Source organism: Hydrogenophaga intermedia (assembly GCF_023715105.1).
Classification (GTDB): domain Bacteria; phylum Pseudomonadota; class Gammaproteobacteria; order Burkholderiales; family Burkholderiaceae_C; genus Hydrogenophaga; species Hydrogenophaga intermedia_A.
Genome location: NZ_JAMBNO010000010.1, coordinates 13,985 through 37,114, shown reverse-complemented (window position 1 = coordinate 37,114; position 23,130 = coordinate 13,985). Strand labels below are relative to the sequence as shown.

Below are 23,130 nucleotides of genomic sequence, written 5' to 3'. Positions count from 1 at the left end.
CATGTCCTCATCGCCCAAAGCTCCCTCCGCCACCAAGGTCCTGTTCGGTTTCCACGCCGTGGGCGTGCGGCTCAAGACCGCACCGCAAAGCATCGTTGAGGTGGTGTTCGAGGGCACGCGGCGCGACGCGCGCATGCGCCAGTTCCTCGAGCGAGCCAAGGAGGCGGGCGTGCGCCTCATCGAAGCCGATGCACTGCGCATCGCCAAGCTGGCCGGCAGCCACGGCCACCAGGGTGTGGCCGCGCGGGTGCTGCCGATCGAACAGGCACGCTCGCTCGACGACTTGCTCGACCAGCTCGAGGGCACGGGCGAGGTGCCGCTGCTGCTCGTGCTCGATGGCGTGACCGACCCGCACAACCTGGGTGCCTGCCTGCGCGTGGCCGACGGCGCCGGGGCGCACGCCGTCATCGCCCCCAAGGACCACGCCGTGGGCCTGAACGCCACCGTGGCCAAGGTGGCCAGTGGTGCCGGCGAGACGATGCCGTACTTCATGGTGACCAACCTGGCGCGTACCCTGAACGAACTCAAGGAGCGCAACATCTGGGTCATCGGTACCAGCGATGACGCGCCGAAGACGGTCTATCAGGTGGACCTCAAGGGGCCGGTGGCCCTGGTGCTGGGTGCCGAGGGCCCGGGCATGCGCCAGCTGACGCGCAAGACCTGCGACGAGCTGGTCAGCATCCCCATGCGCGGGGCGGTGGAAAGCCTCAACGTGTCGGTGGCCAGCGGCGTGTGCTTGTACGAAGCCTTGCGACAACGCGAGGTGTGACGTGGTCGAAGCGCTGCGCGAGACGGTACGCTCGGCGCGCGCCATCGTCTTGCTCAGCGGCGCCGGCATGAGCGCCGAGTCGGGCGTGCCTACCTTCCGCGACGCGCTCACGGGGCTGTGGGCGCAGTTCGACCCGCAGCAGCTCGCCACCGAAGCGGCGTACCGACGCAGCCCAGCCCTGGTGTGGGACTGGTACGCCGAGCGGCGCGAGGCCATTGCCCGGGTGCTTCCCAATGCCGGGCACCGCGCCATCGCGGCGTACCAGCAGCGCCACCCGGGGCGCCTGACGCTGATCACGCAGAACGTGGATGGCCTGCATCAGCGCGCGGGCAGTCCCGGGGTGCTGGCCCTGCACGGCAACATCGCCGAGGACCGCTGGCTGGACGCGCCGCGGGCCTGCTGCCAGAAGGAGGCCATCGAGCCCGGTCGACCGCCGCGCTGCCCGGTATGCGGGAACCTGCGCCGCCCCGCGGTGGTGTGGTTCGGCGAGATGCTGCCGCAGGCCGAACTGGTTGCTGCCCAGGCAGCCGCCGAGGCCTGTGACCTGATGCTCGTGGTGGGCACCTCGGGGGAGGTGTACCCCGCCGCGGGGCTGGCGGGGGTGGCACGCCATGCCGGTGCACGCGTGGTGATCGTCAACCCGCACGAGACCGCGCTCGATGATGTGGCCCACGTCACATGGCGCCAGACCGCAGCGCAGGCGCTGCCGGCTCTGCTGGCCGAGCCAGGCTAAGCGCCGCTTGCGCCCTCGAGCGTTTCGAGCAACTCGGTCTCGATCTCGATCTGGCGTTTGTTCACCTGCAGCGGCGCACCGCTGATGAGGAAGGTGTCTTCCACACGCTCGCCCAACGTCGTGATCTTGGCCAGCTGCACGCTCACGCCGTGGCGGGCCAGCACGCGCGAGATGCCGTAGAGCAGCCCGGCCCGGTCGCTGGCAGACACCGAGAGCAGCCAGCGCTGGGCCTTCTCGTCGGGGCGCAGGTCCACGCGCGGGGTGATGGGAAAGCTCTTCACGCGCCGCGACAGCCGGCCCTTGGTGGGTGGCGGCAGTGGGCCCCGGGCGTCGATCACCTGGGCCAGCCGGTTCTCGACCATGGCCACCAACTCTCGGTAGTGCTCGGCCAGCTCGGGCACGACCACCTGGAAGGTGTCGAGCGCGTGGCCGGTCAGGGTGGTGTGCACGCGCGCGTCCAGGATGCTGAACTGCGACATGTCGAAGTAGCCGCAGATCCGTGCAAAGAGGTCGTTCTGGTCGGGGGCGTACACCAGCACCTGCAGGCCCTCGCCCTCGGGCGAGAGGCGTGCGCGCACGATGCAGCGCTGCGGGTCGCGCTCGGCCTTGGCAAGCTCGCGCGTGAGCACGCGGGTGTGCCAGGCGATTTCATCGGCCTGGTGGCGCATGAAGTAGCTCACGTCCAGCGTGTCCCACAGCGCCTTGTGCGCGTTGTGGGGCAGGGCGTGCAGGGCCAGCATCTGCAGCGCCTCGCGCTTGCGGCCTTCGATGACGGCACCCGGGTCGGGCGCGCGCCCGCCCAGCACGCGCAGCGTGTAGCGGTACAGGTCTTCCAGCAACTTGCCTTTCCAGGCGTTCCACACCTTCGGGCTGGTGCCGCGAATGTCGGCCACCGTGAGCAGGTAGAGCGCGGTGAGGTGGCGCTCGTTGCCCACGCGGCGCGCGAAATCGGCGATCACGTCGGGGTCGGACAGATCCGCCTTCTGGGCCAGGCGGCTCATGGTGAGATGCTCGGCGACCAGAAACGCAATCAGCTTCGCGTCCTCGCGGTCGATGCCATGCTGGCGGCAGAAGCTGCGCACGTCGTGCGCGCCGAGTTCGGAGTGGTCACCACCGCGGCCCTTGGCGATGTCGTGAAACAGCGCGGCCACGTACAGGATCCAGGGCTTGTCCCAGCCCGCGGCGAGCTGCGAGCAGAACGGGTACTCGTGCGAGTGCTCGGCGATGAAGAAGCGGCGCACATTGCGCAGCACCATCAGGATGTGCTGGTCCACGGTGTAGACGTGGAACAGGTCGTGCTGCATCTGCCCGACGATGTTGCGGAACACCCAGAGGTAGCGCCCGAGCACCGAGGTCTGGTTCATCAGCCGCATGGCGTGCGTGATGCCCTGGGGCTCCATGATGATGCGGCGGAAGGTCTCGCGGTTGACCGGATCACTGCGGAAACGCCCGTTCATGACGTGACGCGCGTTGTACAGCGCTCGCAGCGTGCGCGCCGACAGGCCTTTCACGCCCACCGTGGTCTGGTAGATGTGGAAGGTCTCGAGGATGGCGTGCGGCTGCTGGATGTAGAGGTTGTCGTGCGCCACCTCCAGCATGCCGCCTTTCTCGAAGAAGCGCTCGTTGATGGGGCGCAGGCGCTGCACGCCCGGCTCACCACTGGCCAGACGTTCCTCGATGTTGAGCAGCAGGATCTGGTTGAGCTGCGTGACCGCCTTGGCCGCCCAGTAGTAGCGCTTCATCAGCGCCTCGCTGGCACGGCGCGTGCCGCGTGGGTTGGTCTCGCCGGGCGCAGGCAACTGTGCCTTGAAGCCGAACGACTCGGCCACCGCGGTCTGCAGGTCGAACACCAGCCGGTCTTCGCGGCGTTTGGCGATGAGGTGCAGCCGGGCGCGGATGAGGCTCAGCAGCGCCTCGTTGGCCTTGATCTGGCGCGCCTCCAGCGGCGTGGCCAGGCCGGTGCGCGCGAGTTCGTCCCAGCTGCGGCCCAGGCCCGCGGCCTTGGCCACCCACAGGATGATCTGCAGGTCTCGCAGGCCGCCGGGGCTTTCCTTGCAGTTGGGCTCGAGCGAGTAGGGCGTGTTCTCGAACTTGTGGTGGCGCTGGCGCATCTCCAGCGTCTTGGCCACGAAGAAGGCCTTTGGGTCCATGGCCTCACCCAGGCGGCGCACCAAGGTGTTGAAGCCTGCGCGGTGGCCGGTGATGAGGCGGCATTCCAGCAGCGAGGTCTGAACCGTCACGTCCTTGCCGGCTTCGGCCACGCAGTCGTCGGCCGTGCGCACGCTGGAGCCGATCTCCAGCCCGAGGTCCCAGCAAGCGCCGATGAAGCCTTCGATGCGCGCCTTCAGTTCGGCATCGGCGTCGGGCACGCAGCCGTCGGGCAGGAGCACCAGCACGTCCACGTCGGAGTGCGGGAACAGCTCACCACGGCCAAAGCCGCCCACCGCCAGCAGCGCGTAGCGCGGGCCGAAACCGGCGCGCTGCCACAGGGTTCTCAGGGTCTGGTCGGTGAGCCGGGCGAGGCGGGCGAGCGCCTGGCGCACGCCGCGGGTGGACGCGCCGGACTTGCCCAGCTCCGCGAACAGCGCGGCCTTTTCGTCGCGGTAGCGCTGGCGCAGCGCGGCCAGGTCGTCCATGGCGCGCGCAACGTCAGGCGGGAACGGCGGCGGCGGCGGTCACGAAGGCCGGTGGCGCCAGGCTGCCGGCCGACAGCGTGAGCACCTCGTAGCCGGTTTCGGTGACCAGCACCGTGTGCTCCCACTGGGCCGAGAGCGAGCGGTCGCGCGTGACGATGGTCCAGCCGTCGCCAAGCTCCTTGATCTCGCGCCGACCGGCGTTGATCATGGGCTCGATGGTGAAGGTCATGCCGGGCTCGAGTTCTTCCAGCGTGCCCGGGCGGCCGTAGTGCAGCACCTGGGGCTCCTCGTGGAAGCGCTGGCCGATGCCGTGACCGCAGAATTCGCGCACCACCGAGTAGCCGTTGCCCTCGGCGTAGGTCTGGATGGCGTGGCCGATATCGCCCAGCCGGGCGCCTGGGCGCACCAGAACGATGCCTTTCCACATGGCCTCGTAGGTGACCTGGCACAACCTGCGTGCCTGCAGCGAGCAGGCCGCCTCGCCGCCGATGAGGAACATGCGGGAGTTGTCGCCGTACCAGCCGTCGGGCGTGATGACGGTGACGTCCACGTTGAGGATGTCGCCCTTCTTGAGCGGCTTGTCGTTCGGAATGCCGTGGCACACCACGTGGTTGAGCGAGGTGCACAGGTGGCCGGGGTAGGGCGGGTAGCCGCTCGGCTGATAGCCGATGGTGGCAGAGCGCGTGCCTTGCTGCTTCATGTAGTCGGCCGCCAGGCGGTCGATCTCGAGCGTGGTGATGCCGGGCTGGATCAGCGGCGTGAGGTAGTCCAGCACCTCGGAGGCGAGGCGGCAGGCGGTGCGCATGCCCTCGATACCGGCGGCGTCCTTGTAGGTGATGCTCATGGGGCTGGATTATCCCACCGGACCCCGTCTGCACGCCCCTGGCGGGCCAATCGCCATGGGGCCGGCAGGTAAAATCGCGGGCTTTCCACCGCCCCGCCCGCGGGTGGTTCAACGCACCACAGGCCCCACCGTGTCCCTGCACCTGCGCACTTTTGATGGCGGCCACGCCATTAGCGACTTCAAAGTCCAGCAGCTTCTTCCCCGCCTTCAAGCCATCCACGACAAGATTGTCGGCCTCAGCGCGCGCTTCGTGCACCTGGCGGCATTCGACGCCGCGCCCGACGCCGGTACCGAACGCCGCCTGGGCGAGTTGCTCACCTATGGCGAACCCGCGCAGGTCGAGCACCTCAAGCTCGAAGCCGATGGTGCCCCCGCACTGATCGTGATGCCCCGCCTGGGCACCGTGTCGCCCTGGGCCTCCAAAGCCACCGACATCGCGCGCAACTGTGGCCTCACGGTGCACCGCGTGGAGCGCCTCATCGAGTACCGCATCGCCCTCAAGCCCGGATTGCTGGGTGGAAAGCCTGCTCTCACGCCCGAGCAGCGCTGGGCCGTGGCCAGCCTGCTGCACGACCGCATGACCGAGGCTGTGGTCGCCACGCGCGACGAAGCCCACGCCCTGTTCACCGAACTGCACGCCGCGCCCATGGAGCGCGTGGACGTGCTCGGCGGCGGCCGGGCCGCACTGGAGCGCGCCAACACCGACTGGGGCCTGGCCCTGGCCGACGACGAGATCGACTACCTCATCAACGCCTTCACCGGGCTGGGGCGCAACCCCACCGACGTGGAGCTCATGATGTTCGCGCAGGCCAACAGCGAGCACTGCCGCCACAAGATCTTCAACGCGCAGTTCACCATCGACGGCGTGGCGCAGGACAAGAGCCTGTTCGGGATGATTCGCCACACCCACCAGACCAGCCCGCAGCACACGGTGATCGCCTATGCCGACAACGCCTCGGTGATGGAAGGCCACGACGTGCAGCGCTTTGCGGCGCGCTACGACGGTGATGCGGCACCCGCCTACCGGGCCGAGTCCGTGACTCAGCACGTGCTCATGAAGGTGGAAACGCACAACCACCCCACCGCCATCTCGCCGTTCCCGGGCGCCTCCACCGGCGCCGGCGGTGAGATCCGCGACGAGGGAGCCACCGGTCGGGGTGCCAGACCCAAGGCCGGTCTCACCGGCTTCTCGGTCGGCAAACTCTGGGGTGGCCTGGCCGATCAGCCCGCCGGCAAGCCCGAGCACATCGCCAGCCCGCTGCAGATCATGACCGAGGGCCCGCTGGGTGGCGCGGCCTTCAACAACGAGTTCGGCCGGCCCAACCTGGCGGGCTATTTCCGCGAATACGAGCAGGTGGTGGATGGCGTGCAACGCGGCTACCACAAGCCCATCATGATCGCGGGCGGCGTCGGCACCATCGACGCAAAGCTCACCAGAAAGATCCTGTTCCCGGCCGGCACGCTGCTCATCCAGCTCGGCGGCCCGGGCATGAAGATCGGCATGGGCGGCGGTGCGGCCAGTTCCATGGCCACCGGCACCAACGCCGCCGCGCTCGACTTCGACTCCGTGCAGCGCGGCAACCCCGAGATCGAACGCCGAGCGCAGGAGGTCATCAACCACTGCTGGGCGCAGGGGGAGAACAACCCCATCCTGGCGATCCACGACGTGGGCGCGGGTGGCCTGTCGAACGCCTTCCCCGAGATCACCAACGACGCCGGCCGTGGCGCACGCTTTGACCTGCGCGCGGTCCCGCTCGAAGAGAGTGGCCTGGCGCCCAAGGAGATCTGGTGCAACGAGAGCCAGGAGCGCTACGTGCTGGCCATCGCGCCCGCGTCGCTGCCGCAGTTTCAGGCCTTCTGCGAGCGCGAGCGCTGCCCGTTCGCCGTGGTGGGCGTGGCCACCGAAGAGCGTCAATTGCGGCTGGTCGACGAAAGGCAGGAGAGTCCGGTCGACATGCCGATGGATGTGCTGCTTGGCAAGCCGCCCAAGATGCACCGCGACGTCAAGACCGTGGCGCGCACCTCGCCCGCCATCGATCTCACCGGTGTCGATCTGCAGAGAAGCGTGATCGACGTGCTGAGCCACCCCACGGTGGCCTCCAAGCGTTTCCTGATCACCATCGGCGACCGCACCGTGGGCGCGTTCACCCACCGCGACCAGATGGTGGGCCCCTGGCAGGTGCCGGTGGCTGACTGCGCCGTCACCCTGGCCGACCACGCGGGCTTCGCTGGCGAAGCCATGGCCATGGGCGAGCGCACGCCACTGGCGGCCACCCATGCCGCGGCATCGGGCCGCATGGCGGTGGCCGAGGCCATCACCAACCTGCTCGCCGCGCCGATCGAGCTGCCGCGCGTGAAGCTCAGCGCCAACTGGATGGCCGCCTGCGGCGAGCCCGGCGAGGACGCCGCGCTCTACGAGACCGTGAAGGCCGTGGGCATGGAACTGTGCCCGGCGCTGGGCGTGTCCATTCCCGTGGGCAAGGACAGCCTGTCGATGCGCACGCAGTGGCAGGCCGATGGACAGACGAAGAAGGTCACCGCGCCGGTGAGCCTGATCGTGAGTGCCTTTGCCTCGCTGGCCGACGTGCGCGGCACGCTCACACCGCAATTGAACCGCGAGATCGAGGACAGCACCCTGGTGCTGGTCGATCTCGGCAAGGGCCGCCACCGCCTGGGCGGAAGCATCCTCGCGCAGACCCTGGGCCACCCGGGCGGCGACGTGCCCGATCTCGACGACCCGCAGGACCTGGTGAACCTCGTCAACGCGGTGAACGCGCTGCGCGCCCAGGGCCGCATCCTCGCCTACCACGACCGCAGCGACGGCGGCCTGCTGGCCAGCGTGGCCGAGATGGCCTTTGCCGGCCAGGTGGGCGTGGCGCTGAACGTGGACCAGCTCGTCACCGAGGGCGACGGCATCAGCGACAGTCGCGCCGAGATGGGCGATGCCAAGAACTGGACCAAACAGGTGAGCGCGCGCCGCGAGGAACTCACGCTCAAGGCGCTCTTCAACGAAGAGCTGGGCGTGGTGCTGCAGGTGCGCACCGATCAGCGCAACGAGGTCATGCAGGTGCTGCGCGAGCACGGCCTGTCGAAGCACAGCCACTTCATCGGCAAGACGCGGCCCCTGTCGTCCGCCATCGACGCCGGCAAGGGCGAGCTGCAGGTCTGGCGCGACACCAAGGCCGTGTTCAGCGCGAAGCTGGTCGACCTGCATCAGGTCTGGGACAGCGTGAGCTGGAAGATCAACCAGCAGCGCGACAACCCGGCCTGCGCCGACGCCGAGCACGCCGCCGCCGGCGACCCGACCGATCCCGGCCTGCACACGCACCTGTCGTTCGACCCGGCCGAGGACGTGGCCGCGCCGTTCCTGAACCTGTCGCGGCCCAAGGTGGCCATCCTGCGTGAGCAAGGCGTGAACTCGCACGTGGAAATGGCGTGGTGCTTCACGCAGGCCGGCTTCGAGGCCATCGACGTGCACATGACCGACCTGCAAAGCGGCCGCGCCAACCTCCGCGACATGCGCGGCGTGGTGGCCTGCGGCGGCTTCAGCTATGGCGACACGCTGGGCGCGGGCATTGGCTGGGCGCGCTCCATCACTTTCAACCCGGTGCTGTCGGACCAGTTCCAGGCGTTCTTTGCGCGCAGCGACACCTTCGGCCTGGGCGTTTGCAACGGCTGCCAGATGTTCGCGGAGCTGGCCGACATCATCCCGGGCGCCGAAGCCTGGCCGCGCTTCACCACCAACCAGAGCGAGCGCTTCGAGGCGCGGCTGTCGCTGGTGGAGGTGCTCGACTCGCCCAGCCTGTTCTTCCAGGGCATGGCCGGCACGCGACTACCGATTGCCGTGGCGCACGGTGAAGGCCACGCCAACTTCCGCCACCGTGGCGACCCGGCCAAGGCCATCGCCGCCATGCGCTTCGTGGACAACACCGGTGCCGCCACCGAGCGCTACCCGTTCAACCCCAACGGCAGCCCGGGTGGCCTCACCGCCGTTACCACCGCCGACGGCCGCTTCACCGCGCTGATGCCGCACCCGGAACGCGTGTTCCGCAACGTGCTCATGAGCTGGACGGACCAGGACGTGTCGGCCCACAGCGGCTGGATGCGGATGTGGCGCAACGCGCGGCGCTGGGTGGGATGATTGCTGTTTACCGGTAAACGGTATAAACTGCTGGCCGCATGATCGTTTCCTTTCTGGACGAGGACACGGCCGCTGTGTTTGCCGGGCGCAAAGTCCGGCGCTGGGTGAACATTCTGGCGGTGGCGCAGCGCAAGCTGCAGTTGCTCGACAGTGCCGCCACGCTGGATGCCCTGCGCGTGCCACCGGGTAACCGTCTCGAAGCCCTGACGGGTGACCGACGCGGCCAACACAGCATCCGGGTGAACGATCAGTTTCGAGTCTGCTTCGTCTGGCGTGCCGACGGCGTGCCGACGGCGTGCACGATGTGCAGATCGTGGATTACCACTGACTGGAGGTCGCCATGGCCATCAAATCGGTTCGCAACGGTATGCGCCCCGTTCACCCGGGGGAGATTCTTCGGGAGGAGTACCTCGCCCCGCTGGGCATGAGCGCCAATGCGCTGGCACAAGCGCTCAAGGTGCCGGCTTCCCGCATCAACGACATCGTGCTTGAGCGCCGTGGCATCACGGTCGATACCGCTTTGCGCCTGGTCCGCTATTTTGGTGGCGACGTGCAGACCTGGATGAATCTGCAGACGGCGTACGAAGTGAAAGTGGCCCAAAAGGAACTCGCTGCCCGCATTGCCAAGGAAGTGCTGCCCATGGCAGCCTGAACATCACCCGATCCAGGACACCACCATGGCCGGTACCAGCCTTCTCGCACTCATCGACGACATCGCCACGCTGCTGGACGACGTGTCGGTGATGACCAAGGTCGCGGCCAAGAAGACGGCGGGCGTGCTGGGTGACGACCTGGCGCTCAATGCGCAGCAGGTCACCGGGGTAAAGGCCGACCGCGAGTTGTCGGTGGTGTGGGCGGTGGCCAAGGGCTCGATGCTCAACAAGGCCATCCTCGTGCCGGCGGCGTTGCTCATCAGCGCGTTCGCGCCGGTGCTCATCACGCCGCTGCTCATGCTGGGCGGCCTGTTTCTGTGCTTTGAAGGCGTCGAGAAGCTGATGCACAGCCTGGGGGCGCACAAGGCCGACGACAAGAAGCACCACGACGAGCTGGTGAAGGCGGTTGCGGACGAGAAGGTCGATCTCGTGGCCTTCGAGAAGCAGAAGATCAAGGGCGCGGTCCGCACCGACTTCATTCTCTCGGCGGAGATCATCGTCATCAGCCTGGGCACCGTGGCCAGCGCCACCATGGGTCAGCGCGTCGGTGTGCTGGTGGGTATCTCGCTGCTGATGACGGTGGGCGTGTACGGCCTGGTGGCCGGCATCGTCAAGCTCGACGACCTGGGCCTGCACCTGAACCGCCAGGCGCAGGCCTGGAAGCAGGCGTTCGGCCGCGGCATCCTGGCCTTTGCGCCGTGGCTGATGAAGTCGCTGTCGGTGCTGGGCACGGCGGCCATGTTCCTGGTGGGCGGCGGCATCCTGCTGCACGGCCTGCCGCTGCTGGCGCATGGTGTGGAAGCCATGGCCGAGACCATGGGCTGGCTGGGCGCCTTCGTGCCCAGCCTCACCGGCGCGCTGGTGGGCGTGGTGGCCGGCGCTGCGGTGGTGGCCGTGGTGGCGTTGGTCAAGCGCCTGCGCGGCAAGCCCATGCCGGCTTGAGGCGCATGCCCGGTTGGCCAGCCAGCCCGGTCACACGCAGCGAGCGCCGTCCACTTCCAGGCACACGCCCGAGATGAAGGCCGCCTCGTCGCTGGCGAGGTAGAGCACGGCGTTGGCCACGTCCTCCGGGGTGGAGAAGCGACCGAGTGGAATGGTGCTGCGGAATTTCGCCAGGCGCTCGTCGGTGAGTTCGCCGCCCGCGAACGATGCCCCCAACCCGGTGAACGGGTTCATCACCGGGTTCACGCAGTTCACGCGGATGTTGTCCGGCCCGAACTCGGCGGCCAGCGATTTGCTGGTGATGATCACCGCGCCCTTGGAGCCGTTGTACCAGGTGAGCCCCGGGCGCGGCCGCACGCCAGCGGTGGACGCGATGTTGATGAAAGCGCCGCCGCCGTTGGCGCGGAACACGGGCACCGCGTGCAGGGCCGAGAGGTAGATGCTCTTGACGTTGACCGCGTAGCAGCGGTCGAACTCTTCCTCGCTCACGTCCAGCGCGGGTTGGTTGCGGTGGGTCCAGCCGGCGTTGTTGACCATCACGTCCAGACGGCCGTGTCTTTCCACCGCGGCCTGGACCAGCGCCTTGACATCGTCCGAGCGGGTGACGTCGGCCGCAAAGAAGCTGGCACGTCCGCCCCGGGCGGTGATGTCGGCCACCACGCGCTCGCCGCCGGACACGTTGACGTCGTTGACGATCACCTGGGCACCCTCGGCGGCCAGGCGGTGGGCAATGCCTTCGCCGATGCCACTGCCCGCGCCGGTGACGATGATGGATTTGTTCTGCACTCGCATGTGATGTGTCTCCGTGACGGTCCGATCGGCCCTGGTTTCAGCCGTGGCGGATGGCCACGGTCTTGAGGGTGGTGAAGCCCAGCAGCGCTTCGAAGCCCTTTTCGCGGCCATAGCCACTGGACTTGACGCCGCCAAAGGGCAGCTCGACGCCGCCGCCGGCGCCGTAGTTGTTGATGAAGACCTGACCGGCCTTGACCCGTCGGGCCATGCGCAGCTGGCGCGCGCCATCGCGTGTCCAGACCCCCGCGACCAGGCCGAAGGCCGTGCCGTTGGCCAGGCGCACCGCGTCGTCTTCGTCGTCGAACGCCATGGCCGCCAGCACCGGGCCGAACACCTCTTCCTGCGCCAGGCGGTGCTGCGCGGGCACGTCGCGCACCAGGATCGGCGCAGCGTAGTAACCCTGCTGGCTCGCCTGCGGCACGATCTGCCCTTGCGCGACGATGGGCAGGCCGTCGCGGCGCACGTCGTCCAGGAAGCCGCGCACGCGCTCCAGCTGGCTGCGGCGAATCAGGGGCCCGAGATCGAGGTCGAGCTCGGGCGGGCCCGCGCGCAGCGTGCTGAACGCCTCACCCAGGCGCTGTAGCAACGGCTCGTACAGGCCGCGTTGCACCAGCAGGCGCGAGCCCGCGCTGCAGGTCTGGCCGCTGTTCTGCACGATGGCGTTGACGATGAAGGGCAGGGCAGCGTCGACGTCGGCATCGTCGAACACGATCTGCGGCCCCTTGCCGCCGAGCTCGAGCGTCACGGGGCAATGCCGCTCGGCCGCGGCCTGCTGGATCAGGGTGCCCACGCGCGGGCTGCCCGTGAAGCTGATGTGGTCGATGCCCGGGTGGCGCGCCAGCGCGTCGCCGACTTCGTGGCCGTAGCCGGTGACGATGTTGATGGCCCCCGCCGGAAAGCCGACCTCGGCCGCCAGTTCGGCCACCCGCAGCAGCGACAGGCAGGCGTCCTCCGACGGCTTGACCACGCACACGTTGCCCGCGGCCAGCGCACCGCCCACGCTGCGCCCGAAAATCTGCATCGGGTAGTTCCAGGGGATCACGTGGCCGGTCACGCCGTGCGGCTCGTGCCAGGTGAGCACGCTGTAGCCGTCGAGGTAGGGGATGGTGTGGCCATGCAGCTTGTCGCCCGCGCCGGCGTAGAACTCGAAGTAGCGCACCAGCGCCAGCGCGTCGGCGCGCGCCTGCTTGACGGGTTTGCCGCAGTCGCGCTGCTCGATGGCGGCCAGTTCCTCGGCGTGTTCCGCCACCTTGGCGCTGAGCTTCATGAGCAGGCGGCCACGTTCGGCCGCGCTCAGGCGGGCCCAGGGTCCGTGCAGGCAGCGCTGCGCGGCCTGCACGGCGGCGTCGATGTCGGCCGCGTTGCCGCGTTCCAGGCTGTCGTAGGTCTCGCCGGTGGCCGGGTCGATGACCGGCAGGGTCTGCCCGAGCGCGCCGCGCACGCTGCGGTTGTCGATGAAATGCAGTGCCATGGGCCGCTCCTCACTGCGGCCCGATGGCCGGTGTGGGGCCCACGGGCATCACCGCCGCGGGTTTGTCGAACACGATGTCGCGCAGGGTGAGCGAGACCGAGGGGAAATAGGTGATGACGGCCAGGCAGCCCACGATCACCAGCACGAAGGGCACGAGGTGCACGATCATGCGATCCAGCGATATTCGGGCCACCGTGGCTGCGGCGAACAGGTTCACGCCGAAGGGCGGCGTGATCATGCCCATGGCGAGGTTCACCACCATGATCATGCCGAAGTGCACCGGATCGACCCCGAAGTACACGGCCACCGGCACCAGGATGGGCGCCAGCACGATGATGGCGGCCGAGGTCTCGATGAACATGCCGATGACGAACAGCGCGGCATTGACGCCCACCAGGAACAGCACGGGCGACTGCAGCACATCCTTGAGCCACAGGCCGATGGCATCGGGAATGCCGGCGCGCGTGATCAGGAAGGCGAACAGGCCGGCGTTGGCGATGATGAACATGATCACGGCGCTGGAGATCACCGATTTGCGCAGCACCGGCAGCAGGTCCTTGAAGCCCAGTTCGCGGTGTATGACCATGCCCACGAGCAACGCGTAGAACACGGCGATCACGGACGCTTCGGTGGGGGTGAAGACACCGCCGTAGATGCCGCCCAGAATGATCACCGGCATCAGCAGCGCCCAGCCGGCCTGCAGCGTGGCGCGGCCCACCGGCAGGCGGCCGTCGCCGTCGTTCTTGCCCAGGCCCTTGAAGCGGCACCACAGGTGCACGAACAGCATCAGCGTGACGCCGATGAACAGGCCCGGCACCACTCCCGCGATGAACAGCTCGCCGATCGAGACCTCGGCGGCGACGCCGAACAGGATCATGGGAATGGAGGGCGGAATGACCACGCCCAGTTCCGCCGACGTGGCTTGCAGCGAAGCGGCATAGCCCGGCGGATAGCCGTGCTTGACCAATGCCGGGATGAGGATGGCGCCGATCGCGAAGGTGGTGGCCACCGAAGAGCCCGAGACCGCCGCGAAGATCATGCAGGTGAGCACGCAGGTCATGGGCAGGCCGCCCTGCACGCCGCCCACCAGCGATTTGGCGAATTCGACCAGGCGGCGCGAGATGCCCCCGGTTTCCATGAGGTTGCCGGCAAGGATGAAGAACGGGATGGCCGCGAGCGGAAATTTGTCGATCGCGGAGAACATCTCCTTGGGCACGAGGATGAGCTTGTCGCTGTCGAAGATGGCCAGGCCCAGAATGGCCGAGCCCCCGATCGCAACGGCAACGGAGATGCTGAAGGCAAAGCCCAGCAGCATCGTGAACAGTAAGGTGAAAGACATGGTGTGCTGACCGGCGCTTCTTGGGCGCAGGCCGTCGGGCGGTTACTGGGCGGCGGCGAGTTCTTCGTTGCGGGGGTCGAGGTGGTACGCGATGACCGCGATCACGGCCAGCGCCGCGCCCACCGGCAACGCCGCATAGGCCCAGCCCATGGAGATTTCCATGCTGGCAAAGGTCTGGAAGCGCACCCGCCACACCAGGTCGATGCCGAACCAGATCAGCACGCTCAGGAAGGTCAGGTTCACGACGGTGATGATCCAGCGGACCATCTGGTGAAAGGCGCCGCGCGACAGGCGCAACATGAGGTCAACCGACACCAGCGCACCCTGGCGAAGCGAGGCCACCACGCCAAGCATGACCATCCAGATGAGCAGGCGCCGCATCGACTCTTCGGTCCAGGTCGAGGGCTGCTCCAGCACGAAGCGGCTCGTGACCTGCCACAGCCCCAGGCAGGAGATGGTGGCCAGCAACAGACAGGCCACGGTCAGGCACAGGCCGGTAAGCCAGCGATCGAGTCGCAGGATGAAGCGTCTCATGGTTCAACTCGGAATGCAGGTGCGCTAAGGCGGGAAAGCGGCGAAGCGCATGAGCGCTTGCGCCGGCAAGGCCCCGGTGCGGGGAAGGCCCATCGCGTGGACCGCCCGCTCCGGGGAAACAACGTCACTTGACGTTCTGGATCGCGGCGATCTTGTCGGCGCCGAACTCTCTGGCGTACTGTGCGTAGGCCGGCGCCACCGCCTTGCGGAAGCTCTCGCCGTTGACCTGCTTGACCACCTGCATGCCATCCTTCTCAAGCTGGGCGATGCCGGTGTTCTCGTCGTCGTTCACCTTCTTGCGCTGGGCCGCGGCGGCCTTCTTGCCGGCCTCCAGGAACACTTGCTTGTCGGCGGCCGACAGCTTGTTCCACACCGCGGGCGAGAGGATCAGCGCCGCCGGCGAGTACACGTGGCCGGTGAGCGAGAGGTGCTTCTGCACTTGCGAGAACTTGGAGGACAGGATCACCGGGATCGGGTTCTCCTGGCCGTCCACGGTGCCTTGCTGCAGCGCGGTGAACAGCTCGGGGAAGGGCATCGGCGTGGGCAGGATGCCGAAGGTCTTGTAGCCGTCCATGTGCACCTTGTTCTCCATGGTGCGCATCTTCAGGCCGCTGGCATCGCTGGCCTGGTTGATGGCCCGCTTGCTGTTGGTCATGTGGCGAAAGCCGTTTTCCGTCCAGGCCAGGTTGATCAGGCCCTTGGCTTCCATCTTCTTGCTCAGGTCCTGGCCGATCGGGCCGTCCATGACCTTGCGTGCGTGGTCGTAGTCACGGAAGAGGAAGGGAATGTCCACGATCTTGACCTCGGGCACGAAGTTGCCCAGCGGGCCGGTTGAGGTGTTCACCAGGTCCTGCGTGCCCAGCTGCACCGCCTCGTTCTGCTCGCGCTCGCCGCCGAGAGCGGAGTTGGGGAACTGCTGGCACTTGTAGCGGCCTTGCGTGCCTTTTTCGATCTCTTCGCAGAAGACCGTGGAGCCCACGCCGTAGTGCGACGTGGCCGACGTGGCGTAGCCGATCTTCACACGGTCTGTGCCTGCACGCCGCCGGCGGCGAGGATCGCGGCCAGGGCCAGGGGGGTGAGCAGCTTCTTCATCATGCGCTTGTCTCCTTGAGAAGGGTGGGTCGTTGCGGGAAGGGTGGTCAGTGCGCGGTGGTCAGCCGTGCGCGCGCTGCCGGCAGGGTCACGGCATCGGGGTGGTCCTGCGCGTACTGGCGCAGGACCGAATGGAAGTCGGGGTCGGCACGCAGGCCCAGGGCCTGCGCACGCGGGCTGTGAAACAGCGAGGGCCAGCCGGCCACGATGCGCGCGGTCGCGGCATCGGGCTCGTGGCTCACCAGCGCGGTGGCCTCGCGGCCGGCGAAGGCGGCCAACGCGTCCAGCATGTCGCTTACGCGCAGGCTCAGTGCCGGCAGGTTGATGGCGGTGCGCCCACCGAAGGCCTCGCGCGAGGCCTCGGCCACGGCGATGATGCCCGCGATGGTGGTGGCCGGTGAGGACAGCGCCACCGGCGTGTCCAGCGGCACGGGGCAGTTGCTGGGCTGGCCTGCCAGCGGTTCGCGCAGCATGCCCGACAGGAATCCCGAGGCCGCGCCGTTGGGCCGCCCCGGGCGCACGGAAACCGTCATTAGGCGCGCTGCACGGCCGTCGATGAAGCCCTTGCGCGTGTAGTCGGCCACCAGCTGCTCGCACACGAACTTGTGGATGCCGTAGCTCGATTGCGGCGTTGGCAGCGTGTCGTCGCCCACCACCGCGGGCAGCGGCAGGGCCGGGTCGCTGCCATAGACGGCGACCGAGCTGGAGAAGAAGAACATCGGCGCGGGATGGCCCTGCAGCGTCTGCTGGCGGCAGGCGTCGAGCAGGCGGCGCGTGGTGTCAAGGTTGGCATGCAGGCCAAGATCGAAATCCGCCTCGCATTCGGCCGAGACGGCCGAGGCAAGGTGGAACACCGCGTCCCAGCGCTGCGCGAACAGCGCAGGCAGGCTCGCCTGCAGGTCGCCCGCCTGCGTCTGTACGCGCGCATCGTTGACGAGTGTGGCGTCGCGTGGTGCAACGAGGTCGGCCAGCATCACGCGCTCGATACGCCGCGATCCGAGGTGGCCGCGTTGCAGCAACTCGCGCGCCAGGCGGCTGCCCAGAAATCCGGCGCCGCCGGTGATCAGGATGTTCATGTGCGGCTCCCGCGTTGTTGTTGTTCGCGCCAGCGGCGCAGCCAGCCCAGGCCGGCGCTGGTGCCCGCGCGCGGGCGGTACTCGCACCCCACGAAGCCCGCGTAGCCCAGGTCGTCCAGGCGCTGGAACAGATGGGGGTGGTTGATCTCGCCGTCGTCCGGTTCGTGTCGGTCGGGCACGCCGGCGATCTGGATGTGGCCAACGCCATCGAAGTGGCGTTCCAGGCGGCGCGTGAGGTCGCCTTCGCTGATCTGGCAGTGGTAGAAGTCCATCTGCACGCGCAGGTTGGCCGCGCCCACCTCGGCCACCACGTCATGCGCCTGCTGTTGCGTGCCGAGGAAGTAGCCCGGCACGTCGCGGGCATTGAGCGGCTCGATCAGCACCGTGATGCCCAGCGGTGCCGCGCGGGCCGCAGCCAGCCGCAGGTTGGCAACGTACGTGGCGCGCAGGCCGGCGCGGTCGGCGCCCTCGGGCACGAGGCCGGCCATGGCATGCAGCCGCAGGCAACCGGTGGCTTGTGCGTAGCGCAGGGCGGTCTCCAGATGGGCCGCGAACTCGGCCTCGCGGCCGGGCAGGCAAGCCATGCCGCGTTCACCCGCGGCCCAGTCACCCGGCGGCATGTTGAACAGGGCCTGGGTGAGGCCGCTCGCGCGCAGGCGCTGCGCCAGTTCCTGGGCGTCGAACTCGTAGGGAAAGAGGAACTCGACCGCGTCGAAGCCATCGGCCGCGGCGGCTGCGAAGCGCTCCAGGAAGGGCACTTCGGTGTACATCATCGTGAGGTTGGCGGCGAATCGGGGCATGTCACCAGAGGGCGTTGAAGCGTTGTCGCAGTTCGTCGATGCGGGTGTCGTCGAGCGGTGCGGGGCGGGGCGAGCAGAGCAGCCACAGTCGGGCGGTTTCTTCGAGTTCTTCCAGCAGTGCCATGGCCTGCGCGGGGCTGTGGTGCCACACCACGGGGCCCAGGCGTTCGAGCATGGCCGCGTGCAGCGGCCGCTCGGCCCGGCGGATCAGCGCGCCGAGTTCATCGGCCACGGCGGCGTCGCCCGGTGCGCGGTAAGCAAGGTGCGGCACATGGCCCACCTTCATCACCTGGTAGGGCGTGATGGGCGGCAGGATGTCCTGTGCCTGCCACACGCCTTGCAGGCTCAGCGCCACCAGGTGGGTGCTGTGGGTGTGCAACACGCTGCGCGCGTGGGGCGCCGCTTCGTAAATGCGCCGGTGCAGGGCCAGCGTCTTGCTGGCGCGTGCGCCAGCGCGTTGCTGGCCGTCCTCACCGACCCAGGCCAGTTCGTCGGGGTCGAGATGTCCCAGGCAGGCGTCGGTGGGCGTGATCAGGAATCCGCCGCCTTGGGCCGCATCCAGACGCACACTGATGTTGCCGGCGGTGGAGTGGGCCAGGCCTCGCGAAAAAAGCGACGATCCCACGCGCACGATCTCGGCGCGCATGGCTTGCTGGGTGTCGGGCGCCGAGAGCGTCACGCCGCCGCCTCCGTCATGGCCAGTGCCTCACGGAAGAAATCGGGGCCGCCGAAGTTGCCGGATTTGAGGGCCAGCAACAGCGGGTCTGCAGCTTCGCCATGGCGCGTGGCGGTCCAGGGCACGCCGGGGCAGATGCTGGGTCCGATCTGCAACTGCTGCACGGCGAGCGCCTGCACGACCGCGCCCGACGTTTCACCGCCCGCGACGACCAGCCTTCGCACGCCGCGCGTCACCAGGCCGCGAGCAATGTGGGCCAGCGCCTGTTCCACCAGCTCGCCGGCGGCCTGCACGCCCAGGGCCTGCTGCACCGCGCCCACGCGCTCTGGCGTGGCGGTGGCATAGACCAGCACCGGGCCCTGGGCCAGCGACGCGGTGGCCTCGGCCAGCAGATCGGCGGGGCTGGTGCGGCCCTCGTGCAGGGCCAGCGGATCGACCTGAACCGAAGCACCGCCGCCCTGTTGCCAGCGCGCGACCTGGGCGTTGGTGGCCTGCGAGCAGGAGCCCGATACCACGGCCGCAGCACCGCCCACGGCGGGCAAGGCGGCGGCCTGGGCGTCCGGCCGCAGCCAGCCGCGCCGCGCGTAGGCTGGCGGCAGCCCCAGGGCCACGCCGGAGCCGGCGGTGACCAGGGGCAGGTCGGCGCATGCCTCGCCCAACGTGAGCAGGTCGTCCTGACTGAGTGCATCGGCCACGGCGACGCGTGTGCCTTCGGCGCGCAACGACTGCAATTTCGCGCGCGTAGCATCGGCGCCCTGCGCGACGGTGTCGTGGCGCAGCAGGCCCACGCGTTGCGGCGTTTGTGCCTGCAGCACCCGCAGCAGGTTGGCGTCGGTCATGGGCGTGAGCGGGTGGTTGCGCATGCCGGAGTCACTCAGCAGCGCATCGCCCACGAACAGGTGGCCTCGGTAGACCGTGCGCCCGTTCTCGGGGAACGCCGGGCAGGCGATGGTGAGGTCGGTGTTCAGTGCCTGCATCAGCGCATCGATCACGGGACCGATGTTGCCGCGTGGCGTGGAGTCGAAGGTGGAGCAGTACTTGAAGTAAATCTGCCGGGCGCCGGCCGCGCGCAATGCGGCCAATGCATCCAGGCTTTGCTGAACCGCGAGTTCGGGTGCGATGGTGCGTGACTTGAGAGCCACCACGATCGCATCGGCCTGCGGAAGAGGCCCTTGTGGCACACCCAGCACCTGCACCGTGCGCATGCCGGCGCGCACCAGCATGCTGGCCACGTCGGTGGCGCCGGTGAAATCGTCTGCGATGACGCCGAGGATCATGCCGCGCTCCCGCCCGCGCCCGGTGCTGCCGAGGGCAGCTCCAGACCGGCCAGCGCGGCGTAGTACTTCACCACCGCGGCGTCATCCTGGCCGCCCAGGCCCATGGCGGCCGTGGCCAGGTAGAGCTGGTGGGCGGCGGCGGCCAGCGGCAGCGGAAACTTCATCGCGCGTGCGGCGTCCAGCACGATGCCCAGGTCCTTCACGAAGATGTTCACCGCCGACAGCGGGGTGTAGTCGCCGTCCAGGATGTGGGGCACGCGGTTCTCGAACATCCAGCTCATGCCGGCGCTGTTGCAGATGACCTCGTAGAGCTGTCGCGGATCGGCGCCAGCCTTGATGCCCAGTGCCATGGCCTCGCAGGCCGTGGCGATGTGCACGCCGGCGAGATGCTGGTTGACCATCTTCACGGTGGAGCCCACGCCCGCGCGATCGCCCAGGCGGTAGACCTTGCCCGCGATCGCCTGCAGCGCGGCGTCGGCAGCCGCAAACGCGGCGTCGCTGCCCGAGGCCATCACCGTCATCTGGCCCTCGGCCGCTTTGCGGGCGCCACCCGAGACCGGGCCGTCGATCAGCAGGATGCCGTGCTCGGCCAGGCGCGCCTCCCATTGCGCGGGCAAGGCCGGGTCCACGGTGGCCGAGGCGATCACCACCGAGCCGCGGCGCAGGCCGGGCACGAGGCCGTTGTCGCCGAACAGCACCGTTTCGGTTTGCGCGGCGTTGACCACCAGCACCAGCACGACATCGCAATGCGGGGCCAGTTCAGCGGGGTGCAGCACGGCGCGGCCGCCGGCTTGCCCGAATGTTTCGCGTGCGGTGGGGTTCGGGTCGCAACCCCAGGTGGTGAGGCCGCGACGCAGGGCCGAGCGGGCCGCGCCCATGCCCATGGAGCCCAGGCCGATGACGCCCAGCGTGGTGGGCGAAGGTGTGTTGACAGCGGTCATTCGTGGGGGGATGCAGGGGGTTGAAGCAGCGCGTCGAGCGCGCGGCGAACGGGTGGCGAGGCGTGCTCGATGCGGTGCGCCGCGTTGGCCATGTGGCGCATCGCGGCCTCGCGCGCGGCCATGGGGTCGCCTTGCGTCACCGCTTCGGCAATCGCACGGTGCTCCCGTTGCACCTGCGCCATGTAGCCGTTGTCCAGCGATTCGTTGGTGCGGGTGACGCGCATCGCGTCGCGTTGGTATTGCTCCAGGAAGCCCAGCAGCCGCTCGTAGTGCGGGTTGTCGGTGGCGCGCGCGATGCTGCGGTGAAAGCGCAGGTCGGCCTCCACGCCGGCCGTACCCAGGGCAGGGCAGGCTTCCAGCTCGGCCAGGGCGTCGAGGATGGCGCGCGACTTCTCCGGCGTGATGCGCCGCGCCGCCAGTTCGGCCACGTCGGCCTCCAGGCCACGGCGCACCTCCACCACCTGGAGCACGGCCTCCATGGAGTGCAGCACGGTCGGATCGAAAGCGAGCGGGCGTGCACGGTGGCTGGGCGCCACGAACACGCCGGCCCCCTGCCGCGAGGTGAGCAAACCGATGGATTTGAGCTGACTGATGGCTTCGCGCACCACGGTGCGCGACACCCCGAACTGTTCGGACAGCCGCTGTTCAGTCGGCAGGCGCTGATCGGGGCCCAGATCGCCCGACTCGATGCGCTGCATCAACAAGGCCGCCAGCCGGTCGGTGAGGCGCTGCGGTGCTTGCAGGGGCTCGGCGTTGTCGGAGAGCATGCGTGTCGGGATGCTTTGTATGCTGATCAGGTCATCATACAAGTTGAGCCGACGACGGACCGACCGGGAAAACCCGGGGTCGTCCGATCAGCGGCCGACGGCGATGAAGAGGTCGCTGTGCGTGCGCAGCCAGTCCGCGGAGCGTTCGCTGTGCTGCTGGTTGGGGTGGAAATCGGCGCGGAAATAGTCGCGCCAGGCCGGCAAGTTGTCGCGCAACATGCCGCGAGGGCCCAGCAGGTGGTTCCAGGCGCTGCGCCAGGTCGACCAGCGCCACAGGGTGCCATCGCGCCGCAGGTTGTTCACCGTCTGGCGCAGGGCGTCGGTCAGGAAGAACACGGTCACCCGGCGCATCCATTTCACGCGCCATTCGTGGTTGCCGCCCAGTGCCTGGTACAGATCGAACGCAGTGCACTTGTGCTCGGCTTCCTCGGCGCTGTGCCACAGCCACAGCGCCTGCAGGCGCGGCTCGCTGCCGGCCAGCACCTCGGGGTGCCCCAGCAGCCATTCGGCGAAGAGGGCGGTGAAGTGTTCGTTGGCCGCGGTGATGCCCAGCGCATGGCGCGCATCGGTGCCGGCAAGCAGCTTCATGCGCCGCTCGGCGCGCGGCGCCCAGGCATTCTGCAGGCCGTGCTTTTCGATCTGTGCGTTGAAAAGCGCATGGATGCGCCGGTGCGTGGCCTCCTGACCGATGAAGCCCTTCACCTCGGCGTCCCAGTGCGCGCGCTGTTCCTCGGGCAGGCCTTTGGCGCCTTCGCGCACGGCGTCGATGAAGAACTGCTCGCCGACCGGAAAGCTCATCGACAGCGCGTTGAACCAGGCGGTGAGAAAGGCATCGCCACCGCACCAGTGGCGCGCCACGGGTTGTTCCAGATCGATCAGCAGGCGGCGAACGGTGAGGTCGGACATGATGGGGCTCCGTCATTTGGTACCGACGAGTACCAAAGGGACTGTGCGTCGCTCGCGCCGCGCTGTCAAGCCCGGATGGCGCCTGGGTGGATGGCCCCTAAGATGGCGCCATGCCCCGTCGAGACGCCGCCAACACCAGCACGCTTGAAGCACCCGACAGCCGCCTGCTCCATGCCCTGGCCGACGTGGCGGCCGACAAGGGCTTCGCAGCCGTCACCGTGGCCGATGTCGTGCGCGTGGCCGGCGTCTCCAAGCGCACCTTCTACGAGCACTTTGCCGACAAGGACGTCTGCTTCCTCACCCTTTACCGGCTCGCCAGCGCTTCGGCGCTCAACACCTTGCGCGCAGCGGTGCAGCCTTCGCTGCCCTGGCAGGCACAGGTGGAGACCGCGCTGCGGGCCTACTTTTCGCATCTGTCGGCGGGTCCACGCCTGCTGCGCACCCTGTTCGTGGAGATCCACCACCTGGGCGAGGCCGGCGCCGCCGCCCGCCGCGAGGTGATGGGTTCGCTGGCGGACTTCATGTGCGAAACCGTCAACCGCGACCGCCCCGCCAAACAGGCGCTCAGCCCCGCGATGGCGATGGCTGCGGTCGGTGCCATCACCGAACTCGTGCTGCAAGCCATCGAGCGCAACGAACAGGCCGAACTGGAAAGCCTGGTTCCCGTCGCCAGCGCCATCGTGCGCAGGCTGGCGCAAGCGTAGAAAAGCCCGCACGCGGCGGGCTTTTCGGGGTTGCGGG

The 23,130-nt window shown here is 68.6% G+C and carries 19 protein-coding genes and 2 pseudogenes; 7 read left to right on the top strand and 14 right to left on the bottom strand.

The features are described from left to right. The first annotated feature begins 1 nt into the window (after position 1). Positions 2–769 carry a 23S rRNA (guanosine(2251)-2'-O)-methyltransferase RlmB gene (gene rlmB / locus M3149_RS10840; RefSeq protein WP_251709331.1) on the top strand — a complete coding sequence of 256 codons (768 nt, stop codon included), beginning with the start codon at positions 2–4 and terminating at the stop codon, positions 767–769. 1 nt (position 770) lies between these two features. After that, positions 771–1,502, top strand: coding sequence for an SIR2 family NAD-dependent protein deacylase (locus M3149_RS10835; RefSeq protein WP_251709329.1), 732 nt, complete (start codon positions 771–773; stop codon positions 1,500–1,502). Here the strand turns inward: M3149_RS10835 and M3149_RS10830 are convergent. Next, positions 1,499–4,138, bottom strand: a complete 2,640-nt coding sequence (locus M3149_RS10830) for a [protein-PII] uridylyltransferase (protein WP_251709328.1) — start codon at positions 4,136–4,138, stop codon at positions 1,499–1,501. The genes M3149_RS10835 and M3149_RS10830 overlap by 4 nt on opposite strands. Before the next feature lie 13 nt (positions 4,139–4,151). Continuing rightward, on the bottom strand, positions 4,152–4,982 hold the full coding sequence (gene map / locus M3149_RS10825; protein WP_251709327.1) for a type I methionyl aminopeptidase: 831 nt from the start codon (positions 4,980–4,982) through the stop codon (positions 4,152–4,154). A gap of 130 nt (positions 4,983–5,112) precedes the next feature. Between map and purL the strand changes: the two genes are divergently transcribed. The 4 genes and pseudogenes from purL (at position 5,113) to M3149_RS10805 (ending at position 10,718) form a co-directional block, all read left to right on the top strand. Next, on the top strand, positions 5,113–9,123 hold the full coding sequence (gene purL, locus M3149_RS10820; protein ID WP_251709326.1) for a phosphoribosylformylglycinamidine synthase: 4,011 nt from the start codon (positions 5,113–5,115) through the stop codon (positions 9,121–9,123). 38 nt (positions 9,124–9,161) lie between these two features. Continuing rightward, a pseudogene (locus M3149_RS10815) lies at positions 9,162–9,451 on the top strand (type II toxin-antitoxin system RelE/ParE family toxin). A 12-nt stretch (positions 9,452–9,463) separates the two neighbouring features. Further along, complete coding sequence (locus tag M3149_RS10810) at positions 9,464–9,775, top strand: HigA family addiction module antitoxin (protein ID WP_251709325.1); 312 nt, start codon at positions 9,464–9,466, stop codon at positions 9,773–9,775. A gap of 25 nt (positions 9,776–9,800) precedes the next feature. Beyond that, positions 9,801–10,718: a DUF808 domain-containing protein gene (locus M3149_RS10805; protein ID WP_251709324.1), complete on the top strand. Its 918-nt coding sequence runs from the start codon at positions 9,801–9,803 to the stop codon at positions 10,716–10,718. 30 nt (positions 10,719–10,748) lie between these two features. Here M3149_RS10805 and M3149_RS10800 read toward each other — a convergent pair whose 3' ends face one another. From M3149_RS10800 to M3149_RS10745, 12 genes and pseudogenes are all read right to left on the bottom strand, one after another. Beyond that, positions 10,749–11,510 (bottom strand): SDR family oxidoreductase, encoded by a 762-nt coding sequence (locus M3149_RS10800; protein ID WP_251709323.1) that lies wholly within the window; start codon positions 11,508–11,510, stop codon positions 10,749–10,751. A 37-nt stretch (positions 11,511–11,547) separates the two neighbouring features. After that, the gene (locus M3149_RS10795) at positions 11,548–12,981 is read right to left on the bottom strand and encodes an aldehyde dehydrogenase family protein (protein WP_251709321.1); all 1,434 of its coding nucleotides are present in this window, start codon (positions 12,979–12,981) and stop codon (positions 11,548–11,550) included. 10 nt (positions 12,982–12,991) lie between these two features. Further along, on the bottom strand, positions 12,992–14,320 hold the full coding sequence (locus tag M3149_RS10790) for a TRAP transporter large permease (RefSeq protein ID WP_251709320.1): 1,329 nt from the start codon (positions 14,318–14,320) through the stop codon (positions 12,992–12,994). A 42-nt stretch (positions 14,321–14,362) separates the two neighbouring features. After that, positions 14,363–14,854: a TRAP transporter small permease gene (locus M3149_RS10785; RefSeq protein ID WP_251709319.1), complete on the bottom strand. Its 492-nt coding sequence runs from the start codon at positions 14,852–14,854 to the stop codon at positions 14,363–14,365. A 124-nt stretch (positions 14,855–14,978) separates the two neighbouring features. After that, positions 14,979–15,949 (bottom strand): annotated as a pseudogene (locus tag M3149_RS10780) (TRAP transporter substrate-binding protein). A gap of 44 nt (positions 15,950–15,993) precedes the next feature. Then, a complete protein-coding gene (gene denD, locus M3149_RS10775; RefSeq protein WP_251709318.1) occupies positions 15,994–17,022 on the bottom strand; it encodes a D-erythronate dehydrogenase in 1,029 nt (342 codons plus the stop codon). After that, positions 17,019–17,822 (bottom strand): 2-oxo-tetronate isomerase, encoded by an 804-nt coding sequence (otnI, locus tag M3149_RS10770; RefSeq protein WP_251709317.1) that lies wholly within the window; start codon positions 17,820–17,822, stop codon positions 17,019–17,021. Before otnI ends, denD begins: the two co-directional genes overlap by 4 nt. Before the next feature lies 1 nt (position 17,823). Then, positions 17,824–18,468, bottom strand: coding sequence for a class II aldolase/adducin family protein (locus tag M3149_RS10765; protein ID WP_251709564.1), 645 nt, complete (start codon positions 18,466–18,468; stop codon positions 17,824–17,826). 29 nt (positions 18,469–18,497) lie between these two features. Then, positions 18,498–19,775, bottom strand: coding sequence for a 3-oxo-tetronate kinase (gene otnK, locus M3149_RS10760; RefSeq protein WP_251709316.1), 1,278 nt, complete (start codon positions 19,773–19,775; stop codon positions 18,498–18,500). Continuing rightward, complete coding sequence (gene ltnD / locus M3149_RS10755) at positions 19,772–20,716, bottom strand: L-threonate dehydrogenase (protein WP_251709315.1); 945 nt, start codon at positions 20,714–20,716, stop codon at positions 19,772–19,774. The genes otnK and ltnD overlap by 4 nt, the downstream gene beginning before the upstream one ends. Beyond that, positions 20,713–21,483 carry a FadR/GntR family transcriptional regulator gene (locus M3149_RS10750; RefSeq protein ID WP_251709314.1) on the bottom strand — a complete coding sequence of 257 codons (771 nt, stop codon included), beginning with the start codon at positions 21,481–21,483 and terminating at the stop codon, positions 20,713–20,715. The genes ltnD and M3149_RS10750 overlap by 4 nt, the downstream gene beginning before the upstream one ends. Before the next feature lie 87 nt (positions 21,484–21,570). Next, the gene (locus M3149_RS10745) at positions 21,571–22,389 is read right to left on the bottom strand and encodes a metal-dependent hydrolase (protein WP_251709313.1); all 819 of its coding nucleotides are present in this window, start codon (positions 22,387–22,389) and stop codon (positions 21,571–21,573) included. Positions 22,390–22,499: 110 nt separating this feature from the next. Between M3149_RS10745 and M3149_RS10740 the strand changes: the two genes are divergently transcribed. Then, positions 22,500–23,093 carry a TetR/AcrR family transcriptional regulator gene (locus tag M3149_RS10740; protein ID WP_251709312.1) on the top strand — a complete coding sequence of 198 codons (594 nt, stop codon included), beginning with the start codon at positions 22,500–22,502 and terminating at the stop codon, positions 23,091–23,093. The last annotated feature ends 37 nt before the right edge of the window (positions 23,094–23,130 follow it).